Source organism: Peristeroidobacter agariperforans, from assembly GCF_004138335.1.
GTDB lineage: Bacteria > Pseudomonadota > Gammaproteobacteria > Steroidobacterales > Steroidobacteraceae > Steroidobacter > Steroidobacter agariperforans.
The window spans coordinates 1154422-1179125 of sequence record NZ_RYFW01000002.1 but is presented as its reverse complement, the minus strand read 5'-3'; the positions used below and the strand labels follow the sequence as shown (position 1 = coordinate 1179125).

Here is a 24704-nt window from a genome sequence, read left to right as displayed (position 1 = left end):
AGGGCTACCAAGAGCTAACGTCGCGTCGTCCTCAGACTGACGACTTCCGCCTTGGCATCCCGGGTACGCGCGAGCGCGACGGGTGCAGGCGACTCGATTCCGTCTTCGAACGGTGAGTAGGCCCACGACGCACATATCATCGCCGCAACTCGCCCGGCCCAGCCGGTGTGCTGCCCGGCGCTCGCAGCGCCTTGCATGTACACGTACTCACAGAACTCGAGCAGCTTCGAGCGGCTGGTCGCCGCAACGCGCGCCGCCACGTGCTGATGAACGATCCATTGACTCAACTCGGCAGGACTCATCATCGCGCCACCGGCGGCCGCACAGCGAACTCGCAGCGACGATCCATACAAGGCCTCGATCTGCGCAAGCGCCCGTATCAGCAGCATGCCCGCGGGCAGCGTCGCCCACGCTGCGTTGACCGACGCGCCGAACATCCGAGCCAGCACGCTACGCAAATGATCGGGCATGCAGATGCGCTCCGCGTGCTCTCGATGAATGGAGCGCATCTGTTCGCAGAACCGCGGCAATCTGGCGAGCGCGCCTGATCGGAACGCCACCGCGCCGTACAACGCCACCAGGCCGAACGAGGACAGCACCTGGAATTGCATGCGGTCGCTGATGATCAGCCGGAAGCCCGGTTCATCGTCCGTTTCCTCGCTGCGCGCATCCAGCAGCGTCGCTTCACAATCCAGCGCCGCTATCGCGGCGACGAACGACACGTAACATTCCATCGCGCGCTGCTCGTATCGAGCATCGTGTATCGCCAGCTCCAAAGCCATCTCGAGCATGCTTTGCGCGCGTATCGCAGCCCATCCGCCGCCTGCGGTCTGCGAGGACAATGCTTCGAAGTTTTCAACCAGGTCGCTGCGGGCATCCTTCGGGCGACGCGGCCGCTGCAACCGGTACATCAATAGCGCGGCCCACGGCTTGAGCGCCTGCCACTCATGATGAATGGGACTGATCTTGCCGGTGCGGTTCTTCAACTCGCCCTTCAGCAGCAGCCGCATCTGGTGGGCGGCGAAATCCGCATCGACGCAAGCCAGCGCCAGGGTGTGCAACAGCCAGGCAGGCGACTCCAGGTGCGGGCACTCTTTCTTGTGAGGCGGCGCCACCAGTCGAGCGACCTTCAAGCGAAACGTGGCCGGCTCGTGCGTCTCGCCCGGAGTAGCCGAGTTTGCGCGCCGGTCGTACAGCCAGCCGGTGACGGCCGACACCCACACCGCTTTGTTCCAAAGCATGTTGCAGAACGCCCGCCGCACGTCGAACGCGCCGGCCGTGCTGTCACAGGCATAGGTGATCACAGAGAAGAACTCGTTCGCATCGTGCCGGTGCTGCTTCAGGCTGGCGAAGAGCTTTTCCAACGACGGCTTGCCGACAGCGGGTAGCGTGGAAGTGAGCAGCATGCGAACGCGTTGTACGGCGCGCGGTGCGAGGATCAGCAGATAGTGAGCCGCCGCCCGCGTGCCGCCGCGACTGAGCTCGGTCGGGGGACCACACCCGGCGAACAAGAACGCACCCGCCAGCTCACAGTGCAGGTAGTAGGCCCCCAGCTCCGGATGGCGCGCGATCAGGCATGGCACATCGGCACGGCTCGCCGCCCGTTCTATGATGACGCGCGGATCCGCCAGAGCGTCCACATCCTGCCGGAACCACAACTGCGGCAGCACCTGTAGGGTCGCGGTTTCGCAGCTGGTGTTCTTGACCTCGATCTGGATCAGGATTTCTTCGGGACCCGTTTTGGCGTACTCGACCAGGACATCGAAGCACGCCGTCTCGCGATGGGCCGCCGGCCGCTCCCTTTCGCGATATCTATAGTGGGCGCGCAGATAGGAATGCGTCGGCAAGTTGTCGGCCTGGGAGCTGCGCCTGGACAGCACCGGCATCGGAACCAAACGTTCCTGCAATGTGACGTCGCCGCCGCGGCGGATCGCCACCCCAAAACACAACCGCATCTGCTCATCGCAGATTCCCACCGGACCGTCGTCACAGCACTCGTACGCCCACGATCGCTGCTGGCCCGAGGCGGTCGCCGGCGCGTCGTTTTCGGAGCGCGCGCGCGCCCCGGGCCGGGCGCTGTCACGCATATAGGGCCCCCACTTGCGCCATGGCACGCCACGTTCGTTAGCCTCACGCAGCCGGCCATGCTCAGCAGTCATAGGTGCTCTCCCCGTGGGTTTGCAGATTTGGCAGCGACTGTGGCCGCGACGCGCGCGCGTCGGCAATTTACCCTTGGTCCAACAAACTCAACAGACTCACGTTCGCTTGCCGAACTGTGCGCGGATGCGTTCTGAAAAGTCCTCGGCTGCGCCGGCCGCCCGCGCGGCTTGATTGATCCGGGCCTGGCGGCGCAGGTCTTCGAAGGGCATCGAGGCGTCGAGCAGCTGGCGCTGATAGAGATAGCTGTCGAACAGGCCGTTGAGATAGTGACGGATGTCGAAGCGGGAACCCGGACGCACGGTATTGGCGTAGCGCACGATATTCAAAGTGCAGTTGTTGCTCAGCAAGTGATAGAACTCGGCTCTCTCCGCCAATTCGTTGATGCGCTCCAGGTAGATGAGAAACAGCTGTCGTGCATTCTCCGGTGTGGTGTCGATTCGATACAGGAATACATCCTCGTCCCGATAGTTGGTGCGCACGCCGACAACGTCCCGCTCCTCGCCCACCACATAGATCAGCTCGAACTGCTTGAACAACGAGCCCACCGGCGCAAACCCCTCGTGCGCCTCGGGGCGCGCCTCGATCGAAATGCTGATCGGCTCGGCGTCCTCGAAAGTGAAGCTCAGGAAGGTGTGGCCGATCGGACCGGGCATCCAATAGGAGATGTAGAAGTCCACGCCGACCAGGTGGGACAGCTGCACCTCACGCTCGCGGTAACGGGGTGTGAAATCATCCACCGAGCGGTAGACGAAGTCGCGCACGCCGACCAGACGCACCCGATCTCCGACAACATAGGCTCGTGGCAAGACCGCCACTTCGGCCCGCCAGTCACGATCCATCTGCGGCCTGATTGCACTCCAGCCGGTCAAGAGCACCAGATACAGCGCAGCAAAAGCCAGCCAGACGCGCCGCGAGCGAGTGAGCCAGAACGCCCAGATTCCCAGCGCCGCGAACACGATCGCCATCGCCAGGCGCACTCCTGCCGAGGGCACCGGCGAGAACCAGATCGCAAGCGCTCCCCATATCACCAAGAGTGCCTGGATCAGGTGACCGGTCGCGTGGGCGAGCCACCGCAGAGCCAATCGCGTCCGGGGCAGCACCGGCTACCCGCCGTCCAGGACCCTTGCCTTGGCCGCGGTGTATTCCTTTTCGGTGAGCGCACCGGATGCTTTCATCTCCGCCAGCTCACGAAGACTGGCAACAAGGTCGCTGCCCTGATGATTAGAGGAAGACGCCGCCGGAGGCGGCGCGCGCATCTCATCTTGCCGTGCAAATTTTTGTTGCTGACGGCGAGCCACGCGACCTGAAGCAGCGGTCGCGGCTCCCCCGATGACGGCCGCACGCGTTGCACTCCGAACCAACCCTCGCCTACGCATTGCTTTGCTCCTCAGTTCATGCGCGCGGGCGCTCTGCACGCTTCAACAGAAATTCGGAGATCAGCGGCACCGGCCGGCCGGTCGCACCTTTACGCTCTCCGTTGACGGAAGCGGTGCCTGCGATGTCGAGGTGCGCCCAGCGATAACCCTTGGTGAATCGGGACAGGAAACATGCGGCGGTCACCGCACCCGCCGGGCGTCCGCCCAGATTGCTCATGTCCGCAAAGTTGCTCTTCAACTGCTCCTGATATTCATCCCACAGGGGCATGCGCCAGGCGCGATCGCCAGTATCGGCGCCACACTGGAGCAGCTCATCCGCGAGCACATCGTCATTGGCAAACAGGCCGCTGGTCTGCGCTCCGAGCGCGATCACGCACGCGCCGGTGAGCGTCGCGATGTCGATGACATAGGCAGGCTGGAAACGTTCGGCGTAAGTGAGCGCGTCGCAAAGAACCAGCCGGCCCTCCGCGTCCGTGTTGAGAATCTCGATAGTCTGGCCCGACATCGATCGGACGACGTCGCCGGGCCGGCTGGCACGACCGCCCGGCATGTTCTCGACCGCGCCGATGATGCCGATGACGTTGATCGGCAGCGCCAGTCGGGCGACCATCTTCAACGCACCGAAGACGCTGGCCGCCCCGCACATGTCGTACTTCATCATGTCCAGATCGTCGCCCGGCTTGAGCGAGACGCCACCGGTATCGAAGGTCACGCCTTTGCCGACCAGTACGATGGGCTGCTCTTCGGCTTCGCTGCCGAAGTACTTCATCACGATAAAGCGGCACGGCTCGGCCGAAGCCTTGCCGACCGACAGCGCGGACTCCATGCCCAGCTTGGCCATGTCCTCGCGCTCGAGCACTTCCACCGGGAAGCCGAATTCCTTACCCAACGCCCGCGCGGCGTCCGCCAGGTAGCCTGGATTACAAACATTGCCCGGCAGGTTACCCAGATCCTTGGTGAGCGCCATGCCTTCGGCGATCGCGCGACCGCTGCGTGCCGCATGCTCGAGCTCGGGAGTAATCGGATCTTCGACGAGCAAACATATCTGCGGTGTCGGGGCGTTCTCCTGCGATACCTTAGCTGCGAACAGCGGCGCCGCGAATCTGTAGTAGCCGTCCGCAAGCGCACGACTTGCCTGCTGCACGCGCCACGCCGTCGAATGTTCCGCGTCCGATACTTCGAGCAACGGGATATCGACGCTGCGAGTCGAGCTCGACGCCACCGCCTGCGCTGCCGAGGCGAGCGCCTTGTGATAGGCCTTGCCGTCGAACTCATCGCGAGGCCCGAGACTGAGCAGCAACACTCGCCGCGCCGTATCTCCGGATGCGTAGTACACCAGCAGCGTCTCGCCGACCTTCTTCGGTAAGTCAGTTTGTTTCGCCAGCTCCCGCAAGCGCCCGTCCAAGGCAGCGTCGAAAGGTTGCGCCGCTCGTGGCAGCGAGCCGTCCGCATAGACACCGAGCACCAACAGATCGGACTTGCCGAGCTGCGATGCGGGCCGCAGGCCGATCTGCACCGGCTCGCGACGTCGCACCAGTTCCACCGGCGTGGCATGCGATGGGCCATTGGACTTTGCAGTAGCGGGCATCGGAAACACCTCTCGATCACAGGCCCCACGGAATCCCGAGCAAGTGCCAGGCCGCGAGCAATACGATCCACAACACGAAGACGATGATCACGTACGGTAGCATCAGCGCGATGACTGTGCCGACGCCGGCTTTCGGATCGTACTTCTGCGCGAACGTCACGATCAGCGCGAAGTAAGCATTGAGGGGCGTGACCGCGTTGAACGGCGCGTCGCCGACGCGATAAGCCGCGAGCACGGCTTCCGGATCGACATTCAGCCGCATCAGCAACGGCACGAATACCGGAGCGAAGATGGCCCACTTGGGAATCGCGCCGGTCATGATCAGATCGAGCACTGCGACCACCAGCACGAAGCCGATCAGCAGCGTCAGCGGACCTAGGCCCGCATCCTCGAGCATGTCGCCGAGATTCACTGCGGCGAGCGTCGCCATGTTGCTGTAGTTGAAGAACGCGAGGAACTGGCTGATGACGAACAGCAGAAACAGCAGACTCGCCAGGCTGCGGATCGCTTTCTCCATCGCAGTGACCACATCGACCGTGCTCTTCAGCGTGCCCGCCCCGCGGCCGTAGGCCCAGCCCGCGGCGAGAAACAGGATCATGATGAACACGATCAAGCCGTTCATGAACGGCGAATCGCCGATCAGATCGCCCGTATCCGGATTCCGCAGCGGCGCGCCGCTGGGCAGACTCAGCGCCATGAACACCGCGAGCACCGCCAGAATGGCGTAGCCGGAAAAGCGCAGGCCGCGCGACTCCTCCGGTGTCATCTTGCTGCGTTCGACGACCGTCTCACCGCTGTTATAAGCGCCGAGCCGCGGCTCGACGATCTTCTCCGTGATCAATGCCACCGCGACGGTCAACAACAACACCGAGGCAGCCGAGAACCAGAAATTGGCGGTGAGATCGATGGACAGCGACGGATTGAGCAGATGAATGGCGTCGTTGGTGATGCCGGTGAGAATGCCGTCCAGTGGCTTGATCAGAATGTTGGCGGTGAAAACGGCGGCGACGCCCGCGAATGACGCGGCGAGGCCAGCGAGGGGATGCCTGCCGAGACTGAGGAACGCCGCCGCCGCCAGAGGGATCAGCACCAGATATCCGGCATCGGCCGCGATGCTGGACAGGATGCCGATGAAGACCAGGATGTATGTCATCGCCGCCGGCGGCGCGACATTCACCAGTTTGTGGATCAATGCTTTGATCAGGCCAGACTCTTCCGCCACACCGACGCCGAGCATCGCGACGATGATCACGCCGACGGCGTTGAAGTTCATGAAGTTCTGAACCACGCCTTCGTACATGAAGCGGAAGCCGTCCGCGGTCAACAGGCTCTGCGCATTGGTCGTGAGCTCTTCGATCTCGCCGGTGTCGGCATCGATGGTCTGATAAGTGGCGCTGGCGCCCAGCAGGTAGAACAGGTGCGACAGCAGGATCACCACACCGATCAGCAGCACGAAGATGACGACCGGATGGGGAACCTTGTTGCCGACCCGCTCGATCACGTCCAGGAATCTTTCGAAGCCGGATTTGCGCGGCTCGGCGCGCGCCGCCTCTGCGTGCGCGGCTCCCACATCGTGGGGACTCAACGTGTGGGAACGCTTTGCCATAGCCACCTCTGCGGCGCCGGGTTCGCGCCGTGCCCGGACCGCAACTGATCAAGCAGCTTCGAGTGCTTCTCGCAATGTCTGCTCGGTGTCCTTATCGAGCGAGGTCTGATACACCTTACCTCTGCCGGCAAATTCCTTCAGGCCTTCCAGCACTTTGTCGACAGTCGCGCGACGCACGAGCACGAACAGCGCCGAGGAGCCTGGGTTGAAGGATGCGGCGATCTCTTTCATCATTTGATTGCTGAGCCCGATGTCGGTGAACTTGCCCGACACCGCGCCGGCAGTCGCACCGACCGCCGCTCCCAGCAAGGGATTCAGAAAGATCATGCCGATGAGCATGCCCCAGAAGCCGCCGCCGATCGCGCCGGCCGCGGTCAGATTGGTGGCCTGATCGAGCTTGGTCTTGCCCGTTTCGGTCTTGGTCACCACCACCGAGTCTTCCAGTTCGATCAGATGCTCTTTCTGCATTTTCAGCAGCGAGGTGCGCATCTCGAACGCCGTGGTCGGATCGTCGAACACAATCGCTACCAGCGTGCTCATCGTGCATCTCCATCGTGAGGAGCTGACGAGGATCGAAGCGCAAGCCCTTACCGTCTATTGGGCCAAGGCCCAACGCAGCGCAGCCGGCAGTGGCAGTATCAAGCCATGGCATGCACGCGTCATCCAGCACCGACGATATCGACTCCATCGCCGAGGGGACGCGCCCCGCCTCGTGGACGCCGATGATCGTGATCGTGCTCGCGCAGATCATGATGATCTTCAACATCTCGACACTGCAGGTGTCGATGGACGCGATCGCCAGCAGTCTGGGCACGGCGGCAACGACGCTCGGCACGGCGATCGTCACCTATGCACTGGTGGTTGCCGCTCTGATATTGCCGGGCGCGCGGATCGCACAGTTGATCGGATCGCGCCGCGTGTTTCGTGCATCGGTCGGGCTGTTCGGCATCGCCATGATCGTCATGGCCGCGAGCCTCGACGTAACGATGATGATCGTCGCGCAAGTCATCGCCGGCATGGCCGCGGCGATGCTCGTGCCCACCCTGGTCGTGCTGGTCGCCGATAACTATCAAGGTCATCAGCAAGCCAAGGCGCTCGGTTGGCTCGGCGGCGCGCCGGCGATGGGCATCGTGCTCGCGTTTCTGCTCGCCGGCACATTGACCAACTGGGTCGGCTGGCGCGCCATGTTCGGATTGCTCGCGGTGCTGGCGCTCGCATTGCTGAAGTTCAGCGACAAACTGAGTGCGGCCCGCAGACCGTCGCACGTCGATATCGATTGGGTCGGCGCGGGATTGGCGGGCGTGGGCGTCGTGCTCATCAGCCTGGGCACCAGCAATCTCGCCGCGTGGGGCACGTTGCTCGCGCGGCCTGATGCACCGTTCGCAGTGTTGGATATATCGCCCGCGCCGCTGATGGTGCTGATCGGCGTCTTCTTCCTGCAGGCATTCATTTCCTGGTCACGACGGCGTCGCAGCCAGGGGGCGGACTCGCTGGTTGCGCTCGAAGTCGTTGCAGGCACGTCCGAGCGCGCCGCGCTGCTGTCGATCTTCATCGTCAGTGCGCTGGCCTCGGCGATTACTTTTTTGATCCCGCTCTACATTCAGGTCGTGCAAGGCCGCGGCAGCTTCGAGACCGCGCTGAGCGTGATTCCATTCTCGTTGGCAAGTTTCATCGCGGCGATCACGGTGATTCGTTTGAAGAGCTATCTCAGTCCCGCGCACATCGGCCGCTATTCGTTTCTATTGGTCACCCTCGGGCTGGCGCTGCTCGGCGCCACCATTCGCAACGACTGGAGCCACTCCATGGTGGTCTTCGGCATGGCCGTGGCAGGCTTCGGCGAAGGCGCTCTGGTGACGCTCCTGTTCAATGTCCTGGTGACGTCGTCGCCGCGAGAGCTGGCGGCCGACGTGGGTTCGGTGCGCGGCATCACCAATAACCTCGCTACTGCTGTCGGCACAGCGCTCGCGACCGCGCTGCTCATCGGCCTCCTGGATCGCAGCGTGCATTTCGAACTGGTGCACAACTCGAGTCTGCCCGATGAAGTCACAGCACAGGTCGATCTGGACAGTATCCGGTTCGTCAGCAACAGCCGTCTGGAGCGAGCGCTCGCGGATACGAGTGCGACACCCGAACAAATCGCCGAGGCCGTGCGGATCAATACCGACGCACGCTTGCTGGCGTTGAAGGCCACCTTCTTCGCACTGGCCGGCTGCGCACTGCTGGCGTTCTTCCCCGCCGGCGCGCTGCCGGGCTACGTTCGCGATCCCGCCAGACACGGCGCCGCCAATCTCAAGGACGAGCCCCACTCCACCGCATCCTCGCCCGCGTGATCAGCAAAGACCGCTTCAACTGGCTGCCATTGATCATCGTCGCCAGCGCCCAGGTGTTGCTGGTCTTCAACATCGCGACCTTGAAGATTTCCATCGAAGGCATCGTCACGGCTTTCGACGCCGGCTCGAGCATGGTGAAAACCGCCATCATCATGTACTCGCTGATGGTCGCGGCCAGCATACTGGGCAGCACGCGCCTGGCCATCATCATCGGCGCCCGTCGCATGTTTCGCGCATCGATCGCTTTGTTCGGCGTAGCCATGGCGACCATGGCCTGGAGCCCCAACGCCACGATGGTGCTGCTGGCCCAGATGATCGCCGGCGCCGCAGCTGCAGTGCTGACGCCCGCATCGGTGCAATTGATCGCAACTCACTACGCGGGCGAGCAGCGAGCCCTGGCGCTCGGCCGGTTGAGCGCGACCCGCAGCCTCAGCCTCGCGCCGGCTTTTCTGATCGCTGGTGCGATCGCGACGTGGCATGACTGGCGAATCACCTTCATATTGCTGTTGCTGCTGGCGGGCGGGGTCTATTTCGGGAGCTTGTATCTGCGTCAACGTCCTGGCCTGCTGCCCAACACGACCATCACCAGCAAGGAAATTGTCGGGCTTGGCGCGGTCGCGCTGGCCATGCTGCTCATCGGCCTGGGCAGCGACAACTTGATCAATTGGGGCGTCGTGCGAGCCACGGCCGGCGCGCCTTTCAGCCCGCTCAACTTGTCGCCCGCGCTGCTGGGCATGCTATTCGGCGTGGTGCTCATCAAGCTGGTGCTGGTGTGGATGGCCAAGCGCCACATCGGCGGCTGCCTGGGCGTGATGCAACTGCTGAACACCCCGGGACAGCGCTCCATGCTGTGGTCCATATTCACCATCGCCGCGGTCAGCTCCGGCGTCACCTTCCTCATTCCTTTGTACATAGAGATCGTGCAAGGACGCAGCAGCCTAGTGACCGCGTACGCGCTTGTGCCCTTCACGGTGGCCAGCTTCATCGGCGCGCTGTCCGTCAGCCGTTTCGGTAGCCCACAGTCGGTGCGCAACATTACTCGCCATGCGTTTCTCGCGGTGGGAACGGGGCTGCTGCTGCTGGGAGCTATCGTTCGAAACGACTGGAGCGACGCGTCGGTCGTGCTCAGCCTGGCGGCGATCGGTCTGGGCGAAGGCACGCTTGCGACGCTGCTATTCAAGAATCTGGCGTCGGTCGCGCCGACGGAAATTTCAGAGGATGTCGAGCCGCTCTGCTCGGCAACCAGTCATTTAGCCGCGGCAGTCGGAGCTGCAATCGCAGGCGCGCTGGTCATTGGCGTGCTCAGCCTCAATGTGAATCAACACCTGGCGCGCGATCCTGCTATCGGCACCGAGCTGCGCGCCCATCTCGATCTGAATCGCGTCGCCTTCATCAGCAACGATCGATTGCAGCAGGTGTTGGAACAGTCCCTGCTCACACCCGAGCACATCGCGAATGCGGTGCAGATCAACACGGATGCGCGGCTGTTCGCGCTGAAGCTCTCGTTCTTCGCGCTCGCCGGGCTCACGTTCGTCGGCTTCCTGCCCGTGGCCCGGTCGCGATAGATTAGAAACGACAGGTCGCGGCGACGCCGGTGTCGGTGGGCATGCGCTCCTTGGGCACGATGACCACCTGCCCCTTCATTCGCAACACCATGCCCGCCAGGTCGCTCAGCACGTCGCCGACCTCCGGATCGGACAACGCGCCCTGCTCGATTTTCCCGGACTGCGGATCGACGCGGCCGGGAATCTGCCGGTCGGCTTCGACCAGCAGGTTCGCCACTCGTCCCGCCGCAGTCGCCGCCGCCACCTCGGATAGATCGTCGAAGCCGAGCTGACGCGTCCGCGCAATTTCAAACTCGCGCACCAGCAACGCCAGCCGCTCGAGATACAAAGGCTCCATCTGCTCCCACGTCAATGCACGCAATTCATCGAGGCCGATCGCACCGGGATCCACATCGACACCCATGCTCAGCAGATGCGGATTGCGGCTCAGGTTGCGAAACGGCGTGTGATATTCCTTCAAAGCCACCAGCATCAACGGCAACCCGGTCGGCTTGGAGTGATTCTCCATGACGCCCCGATCGACGGCGCGGAAGAAGCGGTCCCGGTCGCGATCCACTTCTTCCTTCTTCTGCCCGACGCCGTGATAAATCGGCGTCTGCCCGGCCGCACTGCGCACCGACTGATGTTGCGGAGTCAGGTCGGCGCCGAGCGCTTCGGTGATGGTGCCGGGCGTGTCGATGAGCTCTACCGGATCGACCGCGTCGCGATTACCTTCATACAGTTGCGCCCGGTCGCGCGTCAGGCACAGGATCTGAAAACGATCGGCCGACTGCGAGATGCGCAGCAACGGCTTGAGATAGAAGGTATCGGCGACGATCAGGTTCTCCTGCACCGGTCGTTGCAGCTCGAACACCTCGAACATGTCGGGCGCCGCCAGCATGGCCAGGCCGTCGGTGCGGTGATTCCAGAATTCGCCGTCGTGGCTCAGCGGCTGGAATTTTTCCAGCAACGGCCGCACTTCCTTCTTGTCGTACTTCTGCAGCAGCGAGCTTTCCATCTCGCGCAGCAGATTGCGGAAGCGAATCGGGTCCTGCAGGCTGTCCGGGTGATGCCGGTGGGTGTACTGATAGAGCGAGATGCAGGGCGGGCCATGTTTGTCCAACAACGACAACAGCTGATGAGTGGAGAACTGACGCATGACGCCCCCTCTACAGAATGCGCAACTAATGTCTGATCTGCTCTCTACCGGTGTCCCGAGGGATACCCGCGTCCGCGCTGCTCGACTCGCGCGGACTCCCGGTAAGGCGCTCGGCGGTGAGCAGCGATGCAAGCTCTTCGCGCGACAACAATCCGGACGCAGCCACCACGTCGACGATGTCGCCACCATCCGCCAGCGCCTGCTTCGCGAGCCGCGCCGCCGGTTCATAGCCGATATAAGGAATGAGCGCCGTGATCACGCCGACGAACGAGCGTGAGTGTTGTTCGAGCCGACCCGTGTTCGCTTTCACGCCGATGACGCAGTGCTCACGCAACGTCGTCACCGCCGCCGTCAGATACTTGAGGTTCTCGAACAGCACGTGCGCCATGACCGGCACGAACGCATTGAGCTGCAACTGTCCGGCCTCGGCTGCCATGGTCAGCGTCATATCGCCGCCGGCAATCGCGAACGCAACCTGATTGACCGCTTCGGGGATCACCGGATTCACCTTGCCCGGCATGATGCTCGAACCGGCCTGGCGCGGCGGCAGAGTGATCTCGCCGAATCCCGCCTGCGGGCCGGAGCTGAGCAGCCGCAGGTCATTGCAGATCTTCGACAGCTTCATGGCGCATTTCTTCAACGCACCCGAGAGCTCCAGGAAGCAACCGACATCGGTCGTGGCTTCGACCAGGTCCGGTGAAGTGCGCAGCGCATAGCCGGTGATGTCGGCCAGGTGCTGACGCGCCGCCTCGGCGTACTCCGCGTGGGACGCGATGCCGGTGCCGATCGCAGTCGCGCCCAGGCTGATCTCGCACAGCTTGTTCGTCACGTGTTCGAAGTCGAGGCACTCTTCGGCCAGCGTAATCGCAAACGCCTGGAATTCCTGGCCGAGAGTCATGGGCGCTGCATCCTGCAACTGCGTGCGTCCGACCTTCACGATGCCCGAGAACTCGCCGCCCTTGGAGTGGAACGCCGTTGCCAGCGACACCAGCTCGACTTGCAGACGCTCCAGCGCCAGGCGCAAGCCGATCTTCAAAGCGGTGGGATAAGTGTCGTTGGTGCTCTGGGACCGATTCACGTCGTCGTTGGGATCGATGCGCGCATAGTCGCCCTTCGCGTGGCCCGCCAACTCGAGCGCGCGGTTCGCTATGACTTCGTTGAAGTTCATGTTGGTCGACGTGCCAGCGCCGCCCTGCATGATGTCGACGACGAACTGATCGTGCAGCAACCCGTCGCGAATTTCGACGCAGGCGCGTTCGATGAGCTCGGCCTTCCAGCGCTCCATCACGCCCAGGTCGGCGTTGGCCAGCGCGGCCGCCTGCTTGACGCAGGCATAGCCGTAGATGAAGTCGGAATACACCGAGATCGGACGACCGCTGATTGCGAAATTTTCGAGCGCGCGCGAGACGTTGACACCCCAATAGGCATCCACTGGCACCTCGCGCTCGCCGAGGCTATCCGTTTCCGAGCGTACGCGGCCGCGTCCCGGCGGCCGCGTACAGATGCTCTTGCGAAATGCCTCGTCCGCTTGAGGATCGCTCATGGTTCGCCCTCGGTGGTTGCCTGTCGCGAGGAACCTATCCCAGTCTGCAATGACCACGCGTAGGACCAAGGTCCAACAGTTAGCCATGTGCATCGCGCCGAGAGTCGACGACGGTGAATCCCTGGATATCAGCACACTCCAGCCTGCTGCGCGCAGCTGCAGGCGAGTACGTACGCGACTACGCGCACTACTTTGCAGGCGCGATGGTTTACTACGCGCTGCTCTCGCTGGTGCCCTTGCTGGTCCTGTTCATGGCGGCGATGGGTTGGCTGCTGCGCCTGTCGCCGCTGGCTGTCGATCTCGAGCAACAACTATTGCGCACGGTCGAAGCAACGTTCGGCTCGGACTTGAGCAGCGCGGTCGAGCAGGTGTCTCTGTATCTGCAGCGTGGCTCGATCGTGGCGACGATGATCGGCATCGTCGGCTTGTTGATGACGTCCTCGAAGCTGTTCGCGCACCTGCGCTTGACGTTTCGGGCGCTCTGGAAGCAAGCGCCACCGCTCGCGTCCGGCTCGATACTGAACGCCTTGCGGATGAAACTCACCGAGCGGGCTATCGCCTTCGGCATCATGTTTGGCGGCGGCGCATTGTTGCTCGCGCTGCTCGCAGTCATCGGCGCGTTGCAGTGGCTTGCAGCGTTGCCAGGTGAGCTGTCGCTGCTCGGCGATACGCTGGGTTGGCTGCTGCCCCTGCTCGCCTCGCTGGTCATTGCGCCGCTGATATTTGCGTTGTTGTTGCGGGCATTGCCGCCGGCGCAGGTGCGCTGGAGTGACGTGCGAGTTGCCGCAGTCCTGTTGGGTCTGACGTGGATCTTGGGCGCCGAAGTCTTATCGGTGTACGCCGCCCGTGCAGCGGCGAAATGGAGCGCTTACGGTGCGATCGGCGGCCTTCTGATGGTGATGCTATGGATGCACGCCATGAGCAAGATGCTGTTCTTCGGTGCGGAGCTGAGCAAGGTGACGTATCGCGCGAGAACTAGTACTGAAAGAACGCCTCCTGCACAGCGTTGCGATCCAGTTCGTGCGCCAGGCACAGTTGCAACAATATCCGGCTCTTCTGGGGATTGAGCTGATCGGCCACGACGAAACCCAAGGCATCGTCGTCGAGCTCCACGCCCCGTTCGACGTCGCCACTGCCGACCCGCGTGGCGCGAACCACGATGACGCCCGCCTTCGCTGCATCCGCCAACGCGCTGACCACCGGACCGGGCGCATTGCCATTGCCCACACCCGCGACCACGATGCCGCGCACACCGAGCGATACGCTGGAGAGCACCAGGTCGGGCTGCATGCCCGCGTGCGAGTACAAAATATCCACGCGCGGCAAACGTCGCTGAGCGAAGGCAGAAAAGCTCGACCGGCTCGTGTGCAAACGCTTCGGCTGACGGAAATAGCGAATGCGCCCCAGCCGCGCCGTGCCGAGCAACCCCGGCCCAGGCGAAATGAAAGTCTGCACATCCGTCGTGCTCGACTTCGTCACATCGCGCGCGCTGTGCAGATCATCGTTGATTGCCAGCATCACTCCGCGATTGCGCGCATCGCGATCGGCAGCGACCGAGACCGCGTTATATAAATTCAGCGGCCCGTCGGCGCTCAAGGACGTCGCGGGCCGCATCGAACCGGTGAGCACGACCGGGCGGTCCGATGTCACGGTCAGGTGCAAAAAGTAGCCCGTTTCTTCGGCGGTATCGGTGCCGTGCGTGACCACGACGCCGTCCGCCGCATCGGCATCGAACAGTTTATTGATACGACTCGCCAGGCCCTGCCAGATGACCTCGTCCATGTCCTGGCTGCTCATCTGTGCAAACTGCTCGCCCGTGACTTCGGCGAGCGCTGCGAGCCCCGGCACGCTGTCGATCAATTGTTCGATCATGACCGAGCCGGGACGATAGCTGGAGGAGGTGTCGCTCGAGCCTCGACCCGCAATCGTCCCGCCGGTCGCAAGAATGTGCACTCTCGCCATGCTGTTTCACGATAGTGAATTGACGGAGCACGTTCGCACCGCAGTCGGCGGCTCGCAATTAGCCTCTGGTCCAATCAGTTGCGAATGCGGCTGCGCTACGGCGCCTTCTCTTCGGCCGGACGGTGCTTCACGAAGTTGTACCTTGCAGTGATTCGGAAACGAGGTGCGTCGGCGTTTGCGCCACTCTTGTTCTCCACCCAGCCGTAAACGAACTCAGCACCGACATCCAGGCTGCCGATCGGATTCCAGATCAGGTTGATGCCCGAATAAGTGCTCTTGCGATAGGTATCGGGCGATTGGAAATCGGTGTTGTCGACGCTCACATGGCCGAGCGTCAGGCTCGAACGCATCCCCGAGTTCCAGTAGTGCTGATAACTGCCATACGCCGCCGTGAGCGGCAGAGCTCGCAGAGAAAAATCTGTCTGCGATTCGGGCGCCGCATCCAGTGCCAAGCCCGCGGTGTCGCCCACATAGCGCGCAATTCCTTCGCCGTAAGCAAGCCCCAGGACAATGGAATCGCGGCCGAATACCTCGATCCCTCCCGTCGCATTCACGCCCCATCCAAAGGTCGACCGGCGTGCTCCGTTCGGCAACTGCACGCCCAGGTCTCGAAAGACGCTCGCCAGTTGTAGGTGTCCGAGGTCCCATTCGTTTCGCCAGTGAAGCGTGAGATCCGGAGCAGAAGTGGTCGGCGTGACAGACGCGCCTGCAATTGCGAAGTCGATCGACGAGTCCGGATCCTCGAGCGCAATAGAAGCGCTCGCGCCGCCGCCCAGTCCAAAGCTGTATCTGACCTGCGGCAGACGCACGCTGACTGCCCCATTGACTCCCTGATTGTCCAGCTCGTCCCCGAACGCATCGGGATCCATGAAGTTGGTGAATGTCTGGCCGACCAGGATGTTGTTCAACTGCGCGTAGAAATGACGCAGGCGTGGTGCGGTCGTCCCGTTCGGCCCGAAGAAATCGTATTGAATGAACGTGCGCGCGGACCCGCTCTCGCCTGCCGGGATACGAAAGTCCGCCATGAAGCGGCTGCCGCGAATGCTGCCATTGAAGTTCGAGAAATCGGCGACCGTGGGGATCGGTATCGACGAGGGCACGAATCCGTCGCCCATCGTGGGTGTTCTTGGATCGTAGATCAGATCGGCTCGGGCCGATCCGTCCAGACGCAGCAGCGTGTGAGTGCCTGGCAGAAGGAAGAATCCAGGATACGTGGCATCCATTGGCGCGTTGTACAGGCGCGGCGCGTCCTCCTCATCATGCGCAAAAGTCTCGCGATGTTGAGTAGCCTCACCTATCGACTCTTCCTGTTGCTGCGGAGTCAGCTTTTCCGGTGACGGTGGCTGCGTGCTGACGATGGAGCCGGGCTGCGCCAGCTTCTCTGGGTGGATCGCATCCAGTTCAGCCTGAATTTCCGCTATCTGCGCCTTCAGCTCGTCCATCCTGGCGTTGAGCTTACGTATCGCTTCTTCCTGAGCTGACCCTGTTTGCTGGGCGGACACCTGGCTTGCGCCGCAGATCAGCACGAGCAAGAGCAGATAGATCGTCTTCGGTGTCTTGTGCATATTGCTGCACAGTACGCACGAAGCCGCGGCGGTGAGAAGCGTGACGAGGGGCGCGAATACCGCCCATCTCACGATGGCTCAATGAGCTCACCAGTGCGCTACACCGCCGATCGAGTGGCTGCTGCCGCCGGAGCTGATCGGTGCGCTGTATTTCACGTCCGACGGCAACTCGCTGCTGCGAGCCGGACGGTCGAGCACCACGCCCGACGCCGCGATGAGCTTCACCAGCTGAGCCAGCGAGCGCACGCGCATCTTGTGCATCACTCGCGCGCGATGAACTTTGATGGTCTTGAGCACGGTGCCAAGGTCGCCGGCGATTTGTTTGTTCATTCGACCTTCGACGACATGCGCGAGCACTTCACGTTCGCGTGGCGTGAGTGTCGCGATCCGCTCTTGAACGATCTGACGCAGGCCGGTGGCGCGACGCTGTTCTTCATCCATGCGCAAGGCTTCTTCGACGGCGCCGAGCAGTTCTTCGTTCTCCACCGGCTTGGTGAGAAAGTTCACCGCGCCGGCGCGCATCGCAATCACACTCTCGGCGATGCTGCCATGACCGCTCAAGAAAACGATTGGACGATGACAGTCTGCCTCGACCAGCGTTGACTGCACATCGAGGCCGCTTTGATCGGGCATGGCCAGATCCAGCAGCAGACAGCCGGGCACAGTTGGATCGTGGTGCGCGAGAAATTCCGCTGCGGATCCAAAGGAGCGCGTGACATATCGAGCCGCGCACAACAGACGAGCTAGCGCTCGTCGCACATCGGCATCGTCATCGACGATGAACACGGTAGGTGGTGTCCTGCTCACGAAAACTCCCGCTATGCACCCGACGATACATATTTCGATGTATTTCGCGCGCTCCACGACGTGGCCACATTTGGAGGAAGCGCGGCCCTTGTAACCTGCTTGTCACCTTCATCTCGCGGTGAATCAGTGCAGTCAAGGACTTCCGCGCAGATCATGCGGCAGCGGCTTACGCGAGTAGATCGGGATTTGCCGAATCGAAAGTCATTTTTATCTGGATATATCGGCAAAAGGTCGTCTGCTCGCGTATCCACTGTGCAGCATCACTCCGCTTTGCTCAGAGCGATGGCGGTCGCTTCGGTGTACGTGATGCGCACCTCGTCGCCAGGTTTCAGGTTGTGCACGAACTTGGTGGCTTCCGGATCTTCGACCGCGACGGTGCGCACCACGCCGTCGGAACGTTTGAACGTCACGGTGTCGAACGACTGGTCCACCGATTGAATGACCACATCGGTCGACACAGAAGCACTGACGGACGCGGCGGGCAATTCACCCTCTTTGGCTCGGGTCTTGGAGACGGTGGTGCGCGGTTCGCCGACTGCCGAGCCTTTCGGCACGACTTGCGCCAGCAGCGCCTCACGATAGGTGGCCGACACGGTGTCGCCCGCTTCTATCTGCTCGAAGTTGCGGACCTCGGGTCCCGCGACCACCAGCGTATCGACGCCATCGGCAGTGCGAAGCACCAGCGAGCGGCTGTCGTGATCGACTGACTTCACCGTCGCCGTCGCTTTGGTGACATTCTCCGACGAGACCTTTTTCGGATCCCCTGCCAGACCCACCAGCGGCAGACAGGCCAGGGAAACAACCACAATATTCCGGATCATGATTTCACTCCTCGAGGTTAGAGCTGCTTCGAATGCGTGATGCGCACGCCACGCAGCGCGCGCAGGCCCAGGGCAGCGCAGGCGAACAACAGACCGAAGGCTGCAAACAGGGGCGCAGGCCCGGCGGTGCGCGGCATTTCGGGATCGGCTTCGGCCAGGCGCGTGGGCTCGGCCTCTTCGGCGGCCGCCGCTGCGGCCACCAAGGGCACGATCACCAGCTCCTGCGTGCTATCGGCCGGCTCCAGCGCCATCACCGGGCGGCTGACCTGCACGTAAGCTTTCAGATCCTGGTTCGGCGCCAGATCGGCAACGCGCGTGGGTGTGCCGTTGATGAGCACGCGAAAATCGCGTGGCGGTGTGACGGACTGCGTCGGTCCCATGGAGCCGTCGGCGTGCCTGAAACGCACCCGCATCGTGTTTCCTCGCACGTCGACCAGACGAGCGTTGATCACCGCATAGTCCTGCCCGCCGCGGGATATCACATCCTGGCAAGCCTCCTGCGCCCGCGGGAAGCGTTCCAGGACGTCGTCACTGAACTTCACGGCGGCGCAATCCTTCGGGTTCTGTGCCAGGGTCGCGGTAGCGATGAGTGCGAGAAGCGCGCCGAAGGTCACGCGAGAACGGATACCCATGATTGTCTCCTGCAGGTTCGAGAGGCTTTAGATGGCGGCGGTTTTCTCCCGAAGCGGTGGCGTCACTGACGCGGTGGCCTCGCGAGCGGAATCGAGCTGGCCACGCACCACGAACCGCCGTGGCGCGGGTCCTACGAAGCGGAAGGGATAGCAGGTCACCAACGTGATGGCGGGCTCGTCGGTATGCCGCAGGAGCGCGGCATCGGTGCGATCGACGATGGCGATCGACGTGACGTGATAGACGTAGTGAAAACTCGCGGTCCGCACCTCGATGGCAGCGCCGACCCGGATGTTCTCCAGCGCTCGAAAGATGCCGTCGCGATGCGCCGCCACGCCGAGGTTGCCGCCGTGGCCCGGCACCGACATGCCGGCAATCAGTCCGGCGCCCCGATTGAGATTGAACTCACTGGTATCGGAATAAAGCGGCGTGCGCAGGCCCAGTGACGGAATCTCCAACAGGCCCTGCAGCCCGGAGGCTTCAGCAGCGGATTGAACGATGTCGACTGCAGCCGGCGGATCATTCGATGTTGTTGTCGCGCGAGCCGCGGCGGTGGTCACTCGTGCGAGGTCGGCCTTGCCGTTGATGGCTGCGTCGGTTCGGGCTGCGAGGTACAGAGCAATCGCCACGCACGCCAGGGCCCAGCAGACACGCTCTACCACCCTGGCCACCCCACTCGCGCTCGCTCGAGCCATGATCCCAGCTCTTCTGCTTCTCGGGGGATCAGCGTCGGCTCAGACTGAACGAGGAACAATTAGCCCTAGGGCCAACCCATTACTGCACGCTCGACGCGGCGTCGCCGCGAGCCTAGACTGACAGAAAATCGCATGCGGCTTGCGGCGGAGAGTTGCCCATGACGACCTTGCACCTGTTCACACATCGTGGCGCGTCGGCTGCCTTGAAACTGCTGTCAGCCGCGTCCTTGCTGCTCACCGGCGCGGCGCTCGCGGAGGCGCCGGTCACGGCGGTGTACAAAGTCCAGGAACTCTCGCTGAATTACCGGTTGCCCAGGCAATTCCAGGCCTGCCACGAATTGCAGAACCGAGTAGCCAACATCCTGCTCGCAATCGGCGCCAGGGACGACGTCAAGGTCGACGTGAGGAACTGCGACGCGTACATGGTCGGCGACGACGACATGATGGATCCGATGCCCGGCCGGGCGAGCTCCGATCCCTTCGATCGCGGCGACCCGTTCGATCGGGGCGATCCGTTCGACCGCTCCTCCTCCACCTTCCGCAACCCCGCCAGCGAGCGACGCCAATCGGCGCTGATCCGCATTCGAGTGCAGATGCCGGTCGAGGTCACGCCGGCGGTGATGAAGGAGATCGAGAAGGACAAATCGCGACGCGAGCTGGTGTCGCGCGTGACTCGCAACCCCGGCGCCGCAATGAACGATCCGATCGTGTTCGAGGCGCAGCGCCAGGAAGTGACACTGTCCTCACGCACCGTGCGCTTGCAGCCCGAGGATTGCGATCTGCTCGAACAGATGGGCACGCAACTATTCCGCAAGCTCAATGTGAAAGTGACGCATCGGAGCGCCAGCTGCGGTCCTCGCGACTCCTCGCGCATCCCGCCGCAGATGACCGTCGAGGCACTGTTGCCCACTGGCAAAATCGTGCCGCTGCCCGACCCCGAGAAGCAGCAGCGCAGCGGCGCCGGCCCCGGCCAGGAGCCGGCCGAGAAAGCGGCTGAGTCGGCGGTCGAGCCGCCGCCACAGCAACAGCAATAGCAATAGCGCAGCGATCCAAGGACGCAGTGGGTGAGTGCCGGGTGGCAATGCTACGATGCGTGCCCCCACTCACCCAGCGCCTTACTCGCATGAAAAGAACATCGCTTGCTCTCGCTCTGTGTTTGACGCTCGCTGCCTGCTCGCCGAAGTCCGAGGCTCCCAAGGAGCCGGCGCAGCAAGCCGCAACTCCCGCTTCGACCGCACAGGCGCCCGCCGGCAGCTTCAGCATCGGCGAGCTGTCCGCCATCGCTCTGCGTGACGGCGGATTCGATTTCCCGAATGACAATAAAATCTTCGGCGTCGGCAAGACCCCCGAGGACGTCGCCGCCGCGCTGACTGCAGCCGGCCTGCCCTCCGACAAGCTCAGCGTGTCGATTCAGCCGCTGCTGGTGAAGAGCGCCGATCGCGTGCTGTTGTTCGACACGGGCGCAGGTTCGAACTTCGGCCCGGCCGGCGGTCAGCTCCTGCAGTCGCTCGCCCAGGCCGGCTTCGAGCCTGCCAGCGTCACGGACATTTTCATCTCCCACGCGCACGGCGATCACATCGGCGGCCTGCTGAATGCCGAAGGCGCGCTGGCGTTCCCGAATGCGACCGTTCACATCGGCGCCGCCGATTGGGAATTCTTGAAAGGGCTGAATGCCGAGACGGCCGCAGCCGTCGGCGCACCGAATCATGCCGCGCTGGTCACCGCTCTGACGCCGAAGATGGATGCGTTCGCTCCCGGGGCGGAGCTGATTCCGGGCGTCGTGAAGGCCATGGATTATCACGGCCACACGCCGGGTCACTCGGGTTATCTGATCGGCTCGGGCGCCAACACGCTGCTGTACGTCGGCGATTCCGTGCACCACTACGTCGTCTCGGTGCAGAAGCCGGACTGGCCGGTCGCATTCGATCTCGACGCTCCGACCGGACAAAAGAGCCGCCTCGATGTGCTCAGCAAGAGCGCCGAAAGCGGTCAGCGCATCTACGCCGTGCACTTTCCGTATCCTGGCGTGGGCAAGTTCGAGCGTCGTGGCGACGGCTACGTGTGGACTCCGGAAACGTTATAAGCAACGTGCTGGCTGCGTGCAGACGATCGAACGCTGCACGCAGCCGCTTCTGTCTCTAGATCTTCGTAACGACGACATGTAGTACGGTTTCGGACGCCACCTGTCGAGTGACGCTGTAACCCAGCTTCACCAGATCCAGTCCCATAAGAAGCGGTTCGCCGCGGCCCAACAGTTTGGGCACCACGACCAGGTGCATCTCGTCGATCAGCTGCGCCTGCAAGTACTGCCGGATCGTCGACGCCCCGCCGAGCACCCGGATATCCTTGCCGTTCGCCGCGGCCTGCGCTCGCTCGAGCGCGGCGTGAACACCATCCGTCACGAAATGAAAGGTCGTTCCGCCCTCCATGCTGAGTGGCGCGCGAGGATGATTCGTCAGCACGAATACCGGTGAGCGATACGGCGGATTCGAACCCCACCAACCTTTCCAATCTTCATCCGGCCAGCGGCCGCGAATCGGACCGAACATATTCCGGCCCATGATCCACGCACCGAGGTTGTCGAAACTTCGCACCAGAAAGTCATCGTCGATGCCGGTGCTGCCGCTTTCCTTGCCGAATAACATTTTCTGGAAGGTGCGTGTGCCGAAGGCCCACTCGTGCAGCGACTCCCCGCCAATACCCAACGGCTGTTCCAGGGATTGATCCGGCCCGGCGCCGAAGCCGTCCAACGACACGCAGAAAAAATTGACCCGAACCTTGCCCATCGGCGCCGCTCCTCAACCTGTGCACGCACGCGAGCATACTTAAGACATTCCCTGCCTGAAAAGAACCTACGGGGCGCGAGTTGCGGCAAATATTGCTCGCGCGCGCTCAAGCTTTCGGCGCAGCGCGTCGACACAGCGTCTAACCAGGCGCTGCTGCGCCTGTCTTCCATAACAGCTCATTCATTGGAGCATATGAAGGCTCGGCGACTGCTAGCGCTGCTCATTTCTTCGTTGTTGACCCCCTGCGCGGCGCAGGCCCAAGAGGATCTCACCGATCTGGACCTGGCGACGTTGATGAGCATGGACGTGACCGTGACATCGGCAGCCAAGCGCGCGCAAGCGAGCGCCGACGCCGCCGCGGCGGTGTTCGTGATCACTCGCGACGATATCCGGCGGAGCGGCGCTACCAGCCTGCCCGAAGTGTTGCGTATGGCGCCGGGACTGCAGGTCGCGCGCATCGACGCTCGCAGCTGGGCGATCACAGCGCGTGGCTTCAACAGCCGCTTCGCCAACAAACTCCAGGTGCTGGTCGATGGACGCAGCATCTATACGCCGCTGTTCTCCGGTGTGATGTGGGAAGAGCAGACGGTGCCGCTCTATAACATCCAGCGCATCGAGGTCATGCGCGGTCCCGGCGGCGCCCTGTGGGGCATCAACGCCGTCAACGGCGTGATCAACATCATCACGCGCACCGCCGCGGACTCGGCCGGTTTGCGCGTACAAGCGGGCGGCGGCACTGTGGATAGCGAGTCGGGCGCCATGAGTTATTCGGATCGCATCGACGCGCTCGGCGACTATCGCGTGTACGCCGAGCACGCCCACACCCAGTCCTATTTAAATGGCGGCGAGCCCTGGGTCAGAACTCAAGCGGGCTGGCGACTCGACCGTGCAGCGGCGGGCGGACAGCTGTCCTTCCAGGGCGACGTGCAGCAAGGCGACTTCGGCGATATCGACGGCTACGCCGACTCGAATCTTCCGGGCAGCTCGCGAACCGGCAACGTTACGGTCAACTGGCAACGCGACGTCACCTTGGGCCGCATCGATGCGCACACTTATTACAGCTGGGCCGACCGTGGCATGCCTGGCCGCTGGAGCGAAGCGACCGCAGGCCTCGATCTGCAGTTGAGCGCCAATCGCATCGGCCGGCACCTGCTGACCGGCGGCTTCGGGCTGCGCCAGCTGGAGGAGGAACAACGCGACCCCGCGACGCAAGTGCGCTTCTCGAAAACCAGGTCCACGCAGGATCAATGGAACATCTACGCCCAGGACGAAATCAATTTCTTCGACGACCGCTTACGCGTGATCGCCGGCGCGAAGCTCGAGGATTTCACGTTCACCGGCCTCGCGTTCCAGCCGACACTGCGTGCGCTATGGCGCTTCAGCCCGACCCAAACGATCTGGGGCGCGGTTTCACGCGCGGTGCGCACACCGTCGCGCATAGAGCTGTTCTCGCATGTCAAGGTCGATGTGCCACGAGATGTGCTCGTACGCTTCGTGCTCAGCGGCAACGAACATCTCGACGCAGAGAAGTTGAATGCCTACGAGCTGGGTTGGCGCTGGCGCCCGAACTCCGTTCTAGCGCTCGATGCCTCGCTGTACTACAACGAGTACAAGGATCTGATCAGCGTGATCGACGTCGAGACTGCATTCGTGCCGGGCCCGCCACCGCGGATCGACCGGCTGTTCGCGTACACGAACGCCCACGACACCACAGTGTATGGCGTGGAGACTTCACTGGAATGGGCCGCCGCCGACTGGCTGCGCTGGCAACTCAATGGCAACTGGTATCGGATGACGGAAACGCCGTCCGCTGCCGAGCTGTTGTTGCAAGCCGCGAGCGATCCGTCGAGATCGTTTGGCACCCGAGCACGCATCGATCTGCCGTATCACACGGAGCTCGACGTGTCGTGGCGCTACGTCGGCAGCCTGAGCACCTATGACATCCCGTCATACACGTCCTTCGACCTGCGCGCCGGCTGGCACGTGCGGGAGAATCTCGAGTTGTCGCTCATGGTGAACAACGCATTCGACGACGACCATATCGAATTCTACGACGAGACCGGCGGCGCCATGGGCGCGCGCATCGGCCGGAGTTTCTTCGGTCGCTTCGTGTGGCGCTTGGGCCGCTAAGA

The 24704-nt window shown here is 62.9% G+C and carries 21 protein-coding genes; 6 read left to right on the top strand and 15 right to left on the bottom strand.

The window, feature by feature from the left end; genetic code table 11:
• Positions 1-14 precede the first annotated feature (14 nt).
• From EK373_RS18965 to EK373_RS18940, 6 genes are all read right to left on the bottom strand, one after another.
• Positions 15-2159, bottom strand: a complete 2145-nt coding sequence (locus EK373_RS18965) for a hypothetical protein (RefSeq protein WP_129645278.1) — start codon at positions 2157-2159, stop codon at positions 15-17.
• 96 nt (positions 2160-2255) lie between these two features.
• Positions 2256-3188, bottom strand: coding sequence for an Lnb N-terminal periplasmic domain-containing protein (locus EK373_RS18960; protein WP_232831188.1), 933 nt, complete (start codon positions 3186-3188; stop codon positions 2256-2258).
• A 75-nt stretch (positions 3189-3263) separates the two neighbouring features.
• A complete protein-coding gene (locus EK373_RS34295; RefSeq protein ID WP_407676205.1) occupies positions 3264-3416 on the bottom strand; it encodes an SHOCT domain-containing protein in 153 nt (50 codons plus the stop codon).
• A 136-nt stretch (positions 3417-3552) separates the two neighbouring features.
• Positions 3553-5124 carry a leucyl aminopeptidase gene (locus EK373_RS18950; protein WP_129645276.1) on the bottom strand — a complete coding sequence of 524 codons (1572 nt, stop codon included), beginning with the start codon at positions 5122-5124 and terminating at the stop codon, positions 3553-3555.
• 16 nt (positions 5125-5140) lie between these two features.
• Positions 5141-6730, bottom strand: a complete 1590-nt coding sequence (locus tag EK373_RS18945) for an AbgT family transporter (RefSeq protein ID WP_129645275.1) — start codon at positions 6728-6730, stop codon at positions 5141-5143.
• Positions 6731-6778: 48 nt separating this feature from the next.
• Positions 6779-7270 (bottom strand): DUF1269 domain-containing protein, encoded by a 492-nt coding sequence (locus EK373_RS18940; RefSeq protein ID WP_129645274.1) that lies wholly within the window; start codon positions 7268-7270, stop codon positions 6779-6781.
• Positions 7271-7380: 110 nt separating this feature from the next.
• Between EK373_RS18940 and EK373_RS18935 the strand changes: the two genes are divergently transcribed.
• Both EK373_RS18935 and EK373_RS18930 read left to right on the top strand, forming a co-directional pair.
• Positions 7381-9060 (top strand): MFS transporter, encoded by a 1680-nt coding sequence (locus EK373_RS18935; protein WP_129645273.1) that lies wholly within the window; start codon positions 7381-7383, stop codon positions 9058-9060.
• Positions 9057-10625, top strand: coding sequence for an MFS transporter (locus EK373_RS18930; protein WP_157994421.1), 1569 nt, complete (start codon positions 9057-9059; stop codon positions 10623-10625). Before EK373_RS18935 ends, EK373_RS18930 begins: the two co-directional genes overlap by 4 nt.
• Position 10626: 1 nt before the next feature.
• On the opposite strand, the gene EK373_RS18925 is transcribed toward EK373_RS18930, so the two are convergent.
• Positions 10627-11763 (bottom strand): baeRF3 domain-containing protein, encoded by a 1137-nt coding sequence (locus EK373_RS18925; protein ID WP_129645271.1) that lies wholly within the window; start codon positions 11761-11763, stop codon positions 10627-10629.
• 25 nt (positions 11764-11788) lie between these two features.
• Positions 11789-13306 (bottom strand): aspartate ammonia-lyase, encoded by a 1518-nt coding sequence (locus EK373_RS18920; RefSeq protein ID WP_129645270.1) that lies wholly within the window; start codon positions 13304-13306, stop codon positions 11789-11791.
• A gap of 113 nt (positions 13307-13419) precedes the next feature.
• On the opposite strand from EK373_RS18920, the gene EK373_RS18915 reads away from it, so the two are divergent.
• Complete coding sequence (locus EK373_RS18915; protein WP_129645269.1) at positions 13420-14373, top strand: YihY/virulence factor BrkB family protein; 954 nt, start codon at positions 13420-13422, stop codon at positions 14371-14373.
• Here the strand turns inward: EK373_RS18915 and EK373_RS18910 are convergent.
• The 6 genes from EK373_RS18910 to EK373_RS18885 all read right to left on the bottom strand — a co-directional run bounded on the left by EK373_RS18910 (position 14282) and on the right by EK373_RS18885 (position 19786).
• A complete protein-coding gene (locus EK373_RS18910) occupies positions 14282-15268 on the bottom strand; it encodes an asparaginase (RefSeq protein ID WP_129645268.1) in 987 nt (328 codons plus the stop codon). The genes EK373_RS18915 and EK373_RS18910 overlap by 92 nt on opposite strands.
• Positions 15269-15363: 95 nt before the next feature.
• Entirely contained in the window at positions 15364-16833 is a 1470-nt protein-coding gene (locus EK373_RS18905) for a DcaP family trimeric outer membrane transporter (RefSeq protein ID WP_129645267.1), read from the bottom strand.
• Positions 16834-16920: 87 nt separating this feature from the next.
• Positions 16921-17640 (bottom strand): response regulator transcription factor, encoded by a 720-nt coding sequence (locus EK373_RS18900; protein WP_129645266.1) that lies wholly within the window; start codon positions 17638-17640, stop codon positions 16921-16923.
• 260 nt (positions 17641-17900) lie between these two features.
• A complete protein-coding gene (locus EK373_RS18895) occupies positions 17901-18461 on the bottom strand; it encodes a hypothetical protein (protein WP_129645265.1) in 561 nt (186 codons plus the stop codon).
• Between the two features lie 17 nt (positions 18462-18478).
• Positions 18479-19093 carry a hypothetical protein gene (locus EK373_RS18890; protein WP_129645264.1) on the bottom strand — a complete coding sequence of 205 codons (615 nt, stop codon included), beginning with the start codon at positions 19091-19093 and terminating at the stop codon, positions 18479-18481.
• A gap of 27 nt (positions 19094-19120) precedes the next feature.
• On the bottom strand, positions 19121-19786 hold the full coding sequence (locus EK373_RS18885) for a class D sortase (protein ID WP_129645263.1): 666 nt from the start codon (positions 19784-19786) through the stop codon (positions 19121-19123).
• A 158-nt stretch (positions 19787-19944) separates the two neighbouring features.
• Here EK373_RS18885 and EK373_RS18880 point away from each other — a divergent pair, with 158 nt between their 5' ends.
• Together EK373_RS18880 and EK373_RS18875 are read left to right on the top strand one after the other, a co-directional pair.
• A complete protein-coding gene (locus EK373_RS18880; protein WP_129645262.1) occupies positions 19945-20820 on the top strand; it encodes a hypothetical protein in 876 nt (291 codons plus the stop codon).
• An 89-nt stretch (positions 20821-20909) separates the two neighbouring features.
• Complete coding sequence (locus EK373_RS18875) at positions 20910-21869, top strand: MBL fold metallo-hydrolase (protein ID WP_129645261.1); 960 nt, start codon at positions 20910-20912, stop codon at positions 21867-21869.
• A gap of 55 nt (positions 21870-21924) precedes the next feature.
• On the opposite strand, the gene EK373_RS18870 is transcribed toward EK373_RS18875, so the two are convergent.
• Positions 21925-22572 carry a dihydrofolate reductase family protein gene (locus EK373_RS18870; protein ID WP_129645260.1) on the bottom strand — a complete coding sequence of 216 codons (648 nt, stop codon included), beginning with the start codon at positions 22570-22572 and terminating at the stop codon, positions 21925-21927.
• 192 nt (positions 22573-22764) lie between these two features.
• On the opposite strand from EK373_RS18870, the gene EK373_RS18865 reads away from it, so the two are divergent.
• Positions 22765-24702: a TonB-dependent receptor plug domain-containing protein gene (locus EK373_RS18865; RefSeq protein ID WP_129645259.1), complete on the top strand. Its 1938-nt coding sequence runs from the start codon at positions 22765-22767 to the stop codon at positions 24700-24702.
• Positions 24703-24704 lie beyond the last annotated feature (2 nt).

Coding starts and splice junctions, on each gene's coding strand:
- EK373_RS18965 (WP_129645278.1), bottom strand. CDS start 2,159: ATGACTGCTGAGCATGGCCGGCTGCGTGAGGCTAACGAACGTGGCGTG.
- EK373_RS34295 (WP_407676205.1), bottom strand. CDS start 3,416: ATGCGCGCGCCGCCTCCGGCGGCGTCTTCCTCTAATCATCAGGGCAGC.
- EK373_RS18950 (WP_129645276.1), bottom strand. CDS start 5,124: ATGCCCGCTACTGCAAAGTCCAATGGCCCATCGCATGCCACGCCGGTG.
- EK373_RS18945 (WP_129645275.1), bottom strand. CDS start 6,730: ATGGCAAAGCGTTCCCACACGTTGAGTCCCCACGATGTGGGAGCCGCG.
- EK373_RS18940 (WP_129645274.1), bottom strand. CDS start 7,270: ATGAGCACGCTGGTAGCGATTGTGTTCGACGATCCGACCACGGCGTTC.
- EK373_RS18935 (WP_129645273.1), top strand. CDS start 7,381: ATGCACGCGTCATCCAGCACCGACGATATCGACTCCATCGCCGAGGGG.
- EK373_RS18925 (WP_129645271.1), bottom strand. CDS start 11,763: ATGCGTCAGTTCTCCACTCATCAGCTGTTGTCGTTGTTGGACAAACAT.
- EK373_RS18920 (WP_129645270.1), bottom strand. CDS start 13,306: ATGAGCGATCCTCAAGCGGACGAGGCATTTCGCAAGAGCATCTGTACG.
- EK373_RS18910 (WP_129645268.1), bottom strand. CDS start 15,268: ATGGCGAGAGTGCACATTCTTGCGACCGGCGGGACGATTGCGGGTCGA.
- EK373_RS18905 (WP_129645267.1), bottom strand. CDS start 16,833: ATGCACAAGACACCGAAGACGATCTATCTGCTCTTGCTCGTGCTGATC.
- EK373_RS18895 (WP_129645265.1), bottom strand. CDS start 18,461: ATGATCCGGAATATTGTGGTTGTTTCCCTGGCCTGTCTGCCGCTGGTG.
- EK373_RS18890 (WP_129645264.1), bottom strand. CDS start 19,093: ATGGGTATCCGTTCTCGCGTGACCTTCGGCGCGCTTCTCGCACTCATC.
- EK373_RS18885 (WP_129645263.1), bottom strand. CDS start 19,786: ATGGCTCGAGCGAGCGCGAGTGGGGTGGCCAGGGTGGTAGAGCGTGTC.
- EK373_RS18880 (WP_129645262.1), top strand. CDS start 19,945: ATGACGACCTTGCACCTGTTCACACATCGTGGCGCGTCGGCTGCCTTG.
- EK373_RS18875 (WP_129645261.1), top strand. CDS start 20,910: ATGAAAAGAACATCGCTTGCTCTCGCTCTGTGTTTGACGCTCGCTGCC.
- EK373_RS18870 (WP_129645260.1), bottom strand. CDS start 22,572: ATGGGCAAGGTTCGGGTCAATTTTTTCTGCGTGTCGTTGGACGGCTTC.
- EK373_RS18865 (WP_129645259.1), top strand. CDS start 22,765: ATGAAGGCTCGGCGACTGCTAGCGCTGCTCATTTCTTCGTTGTTGACC.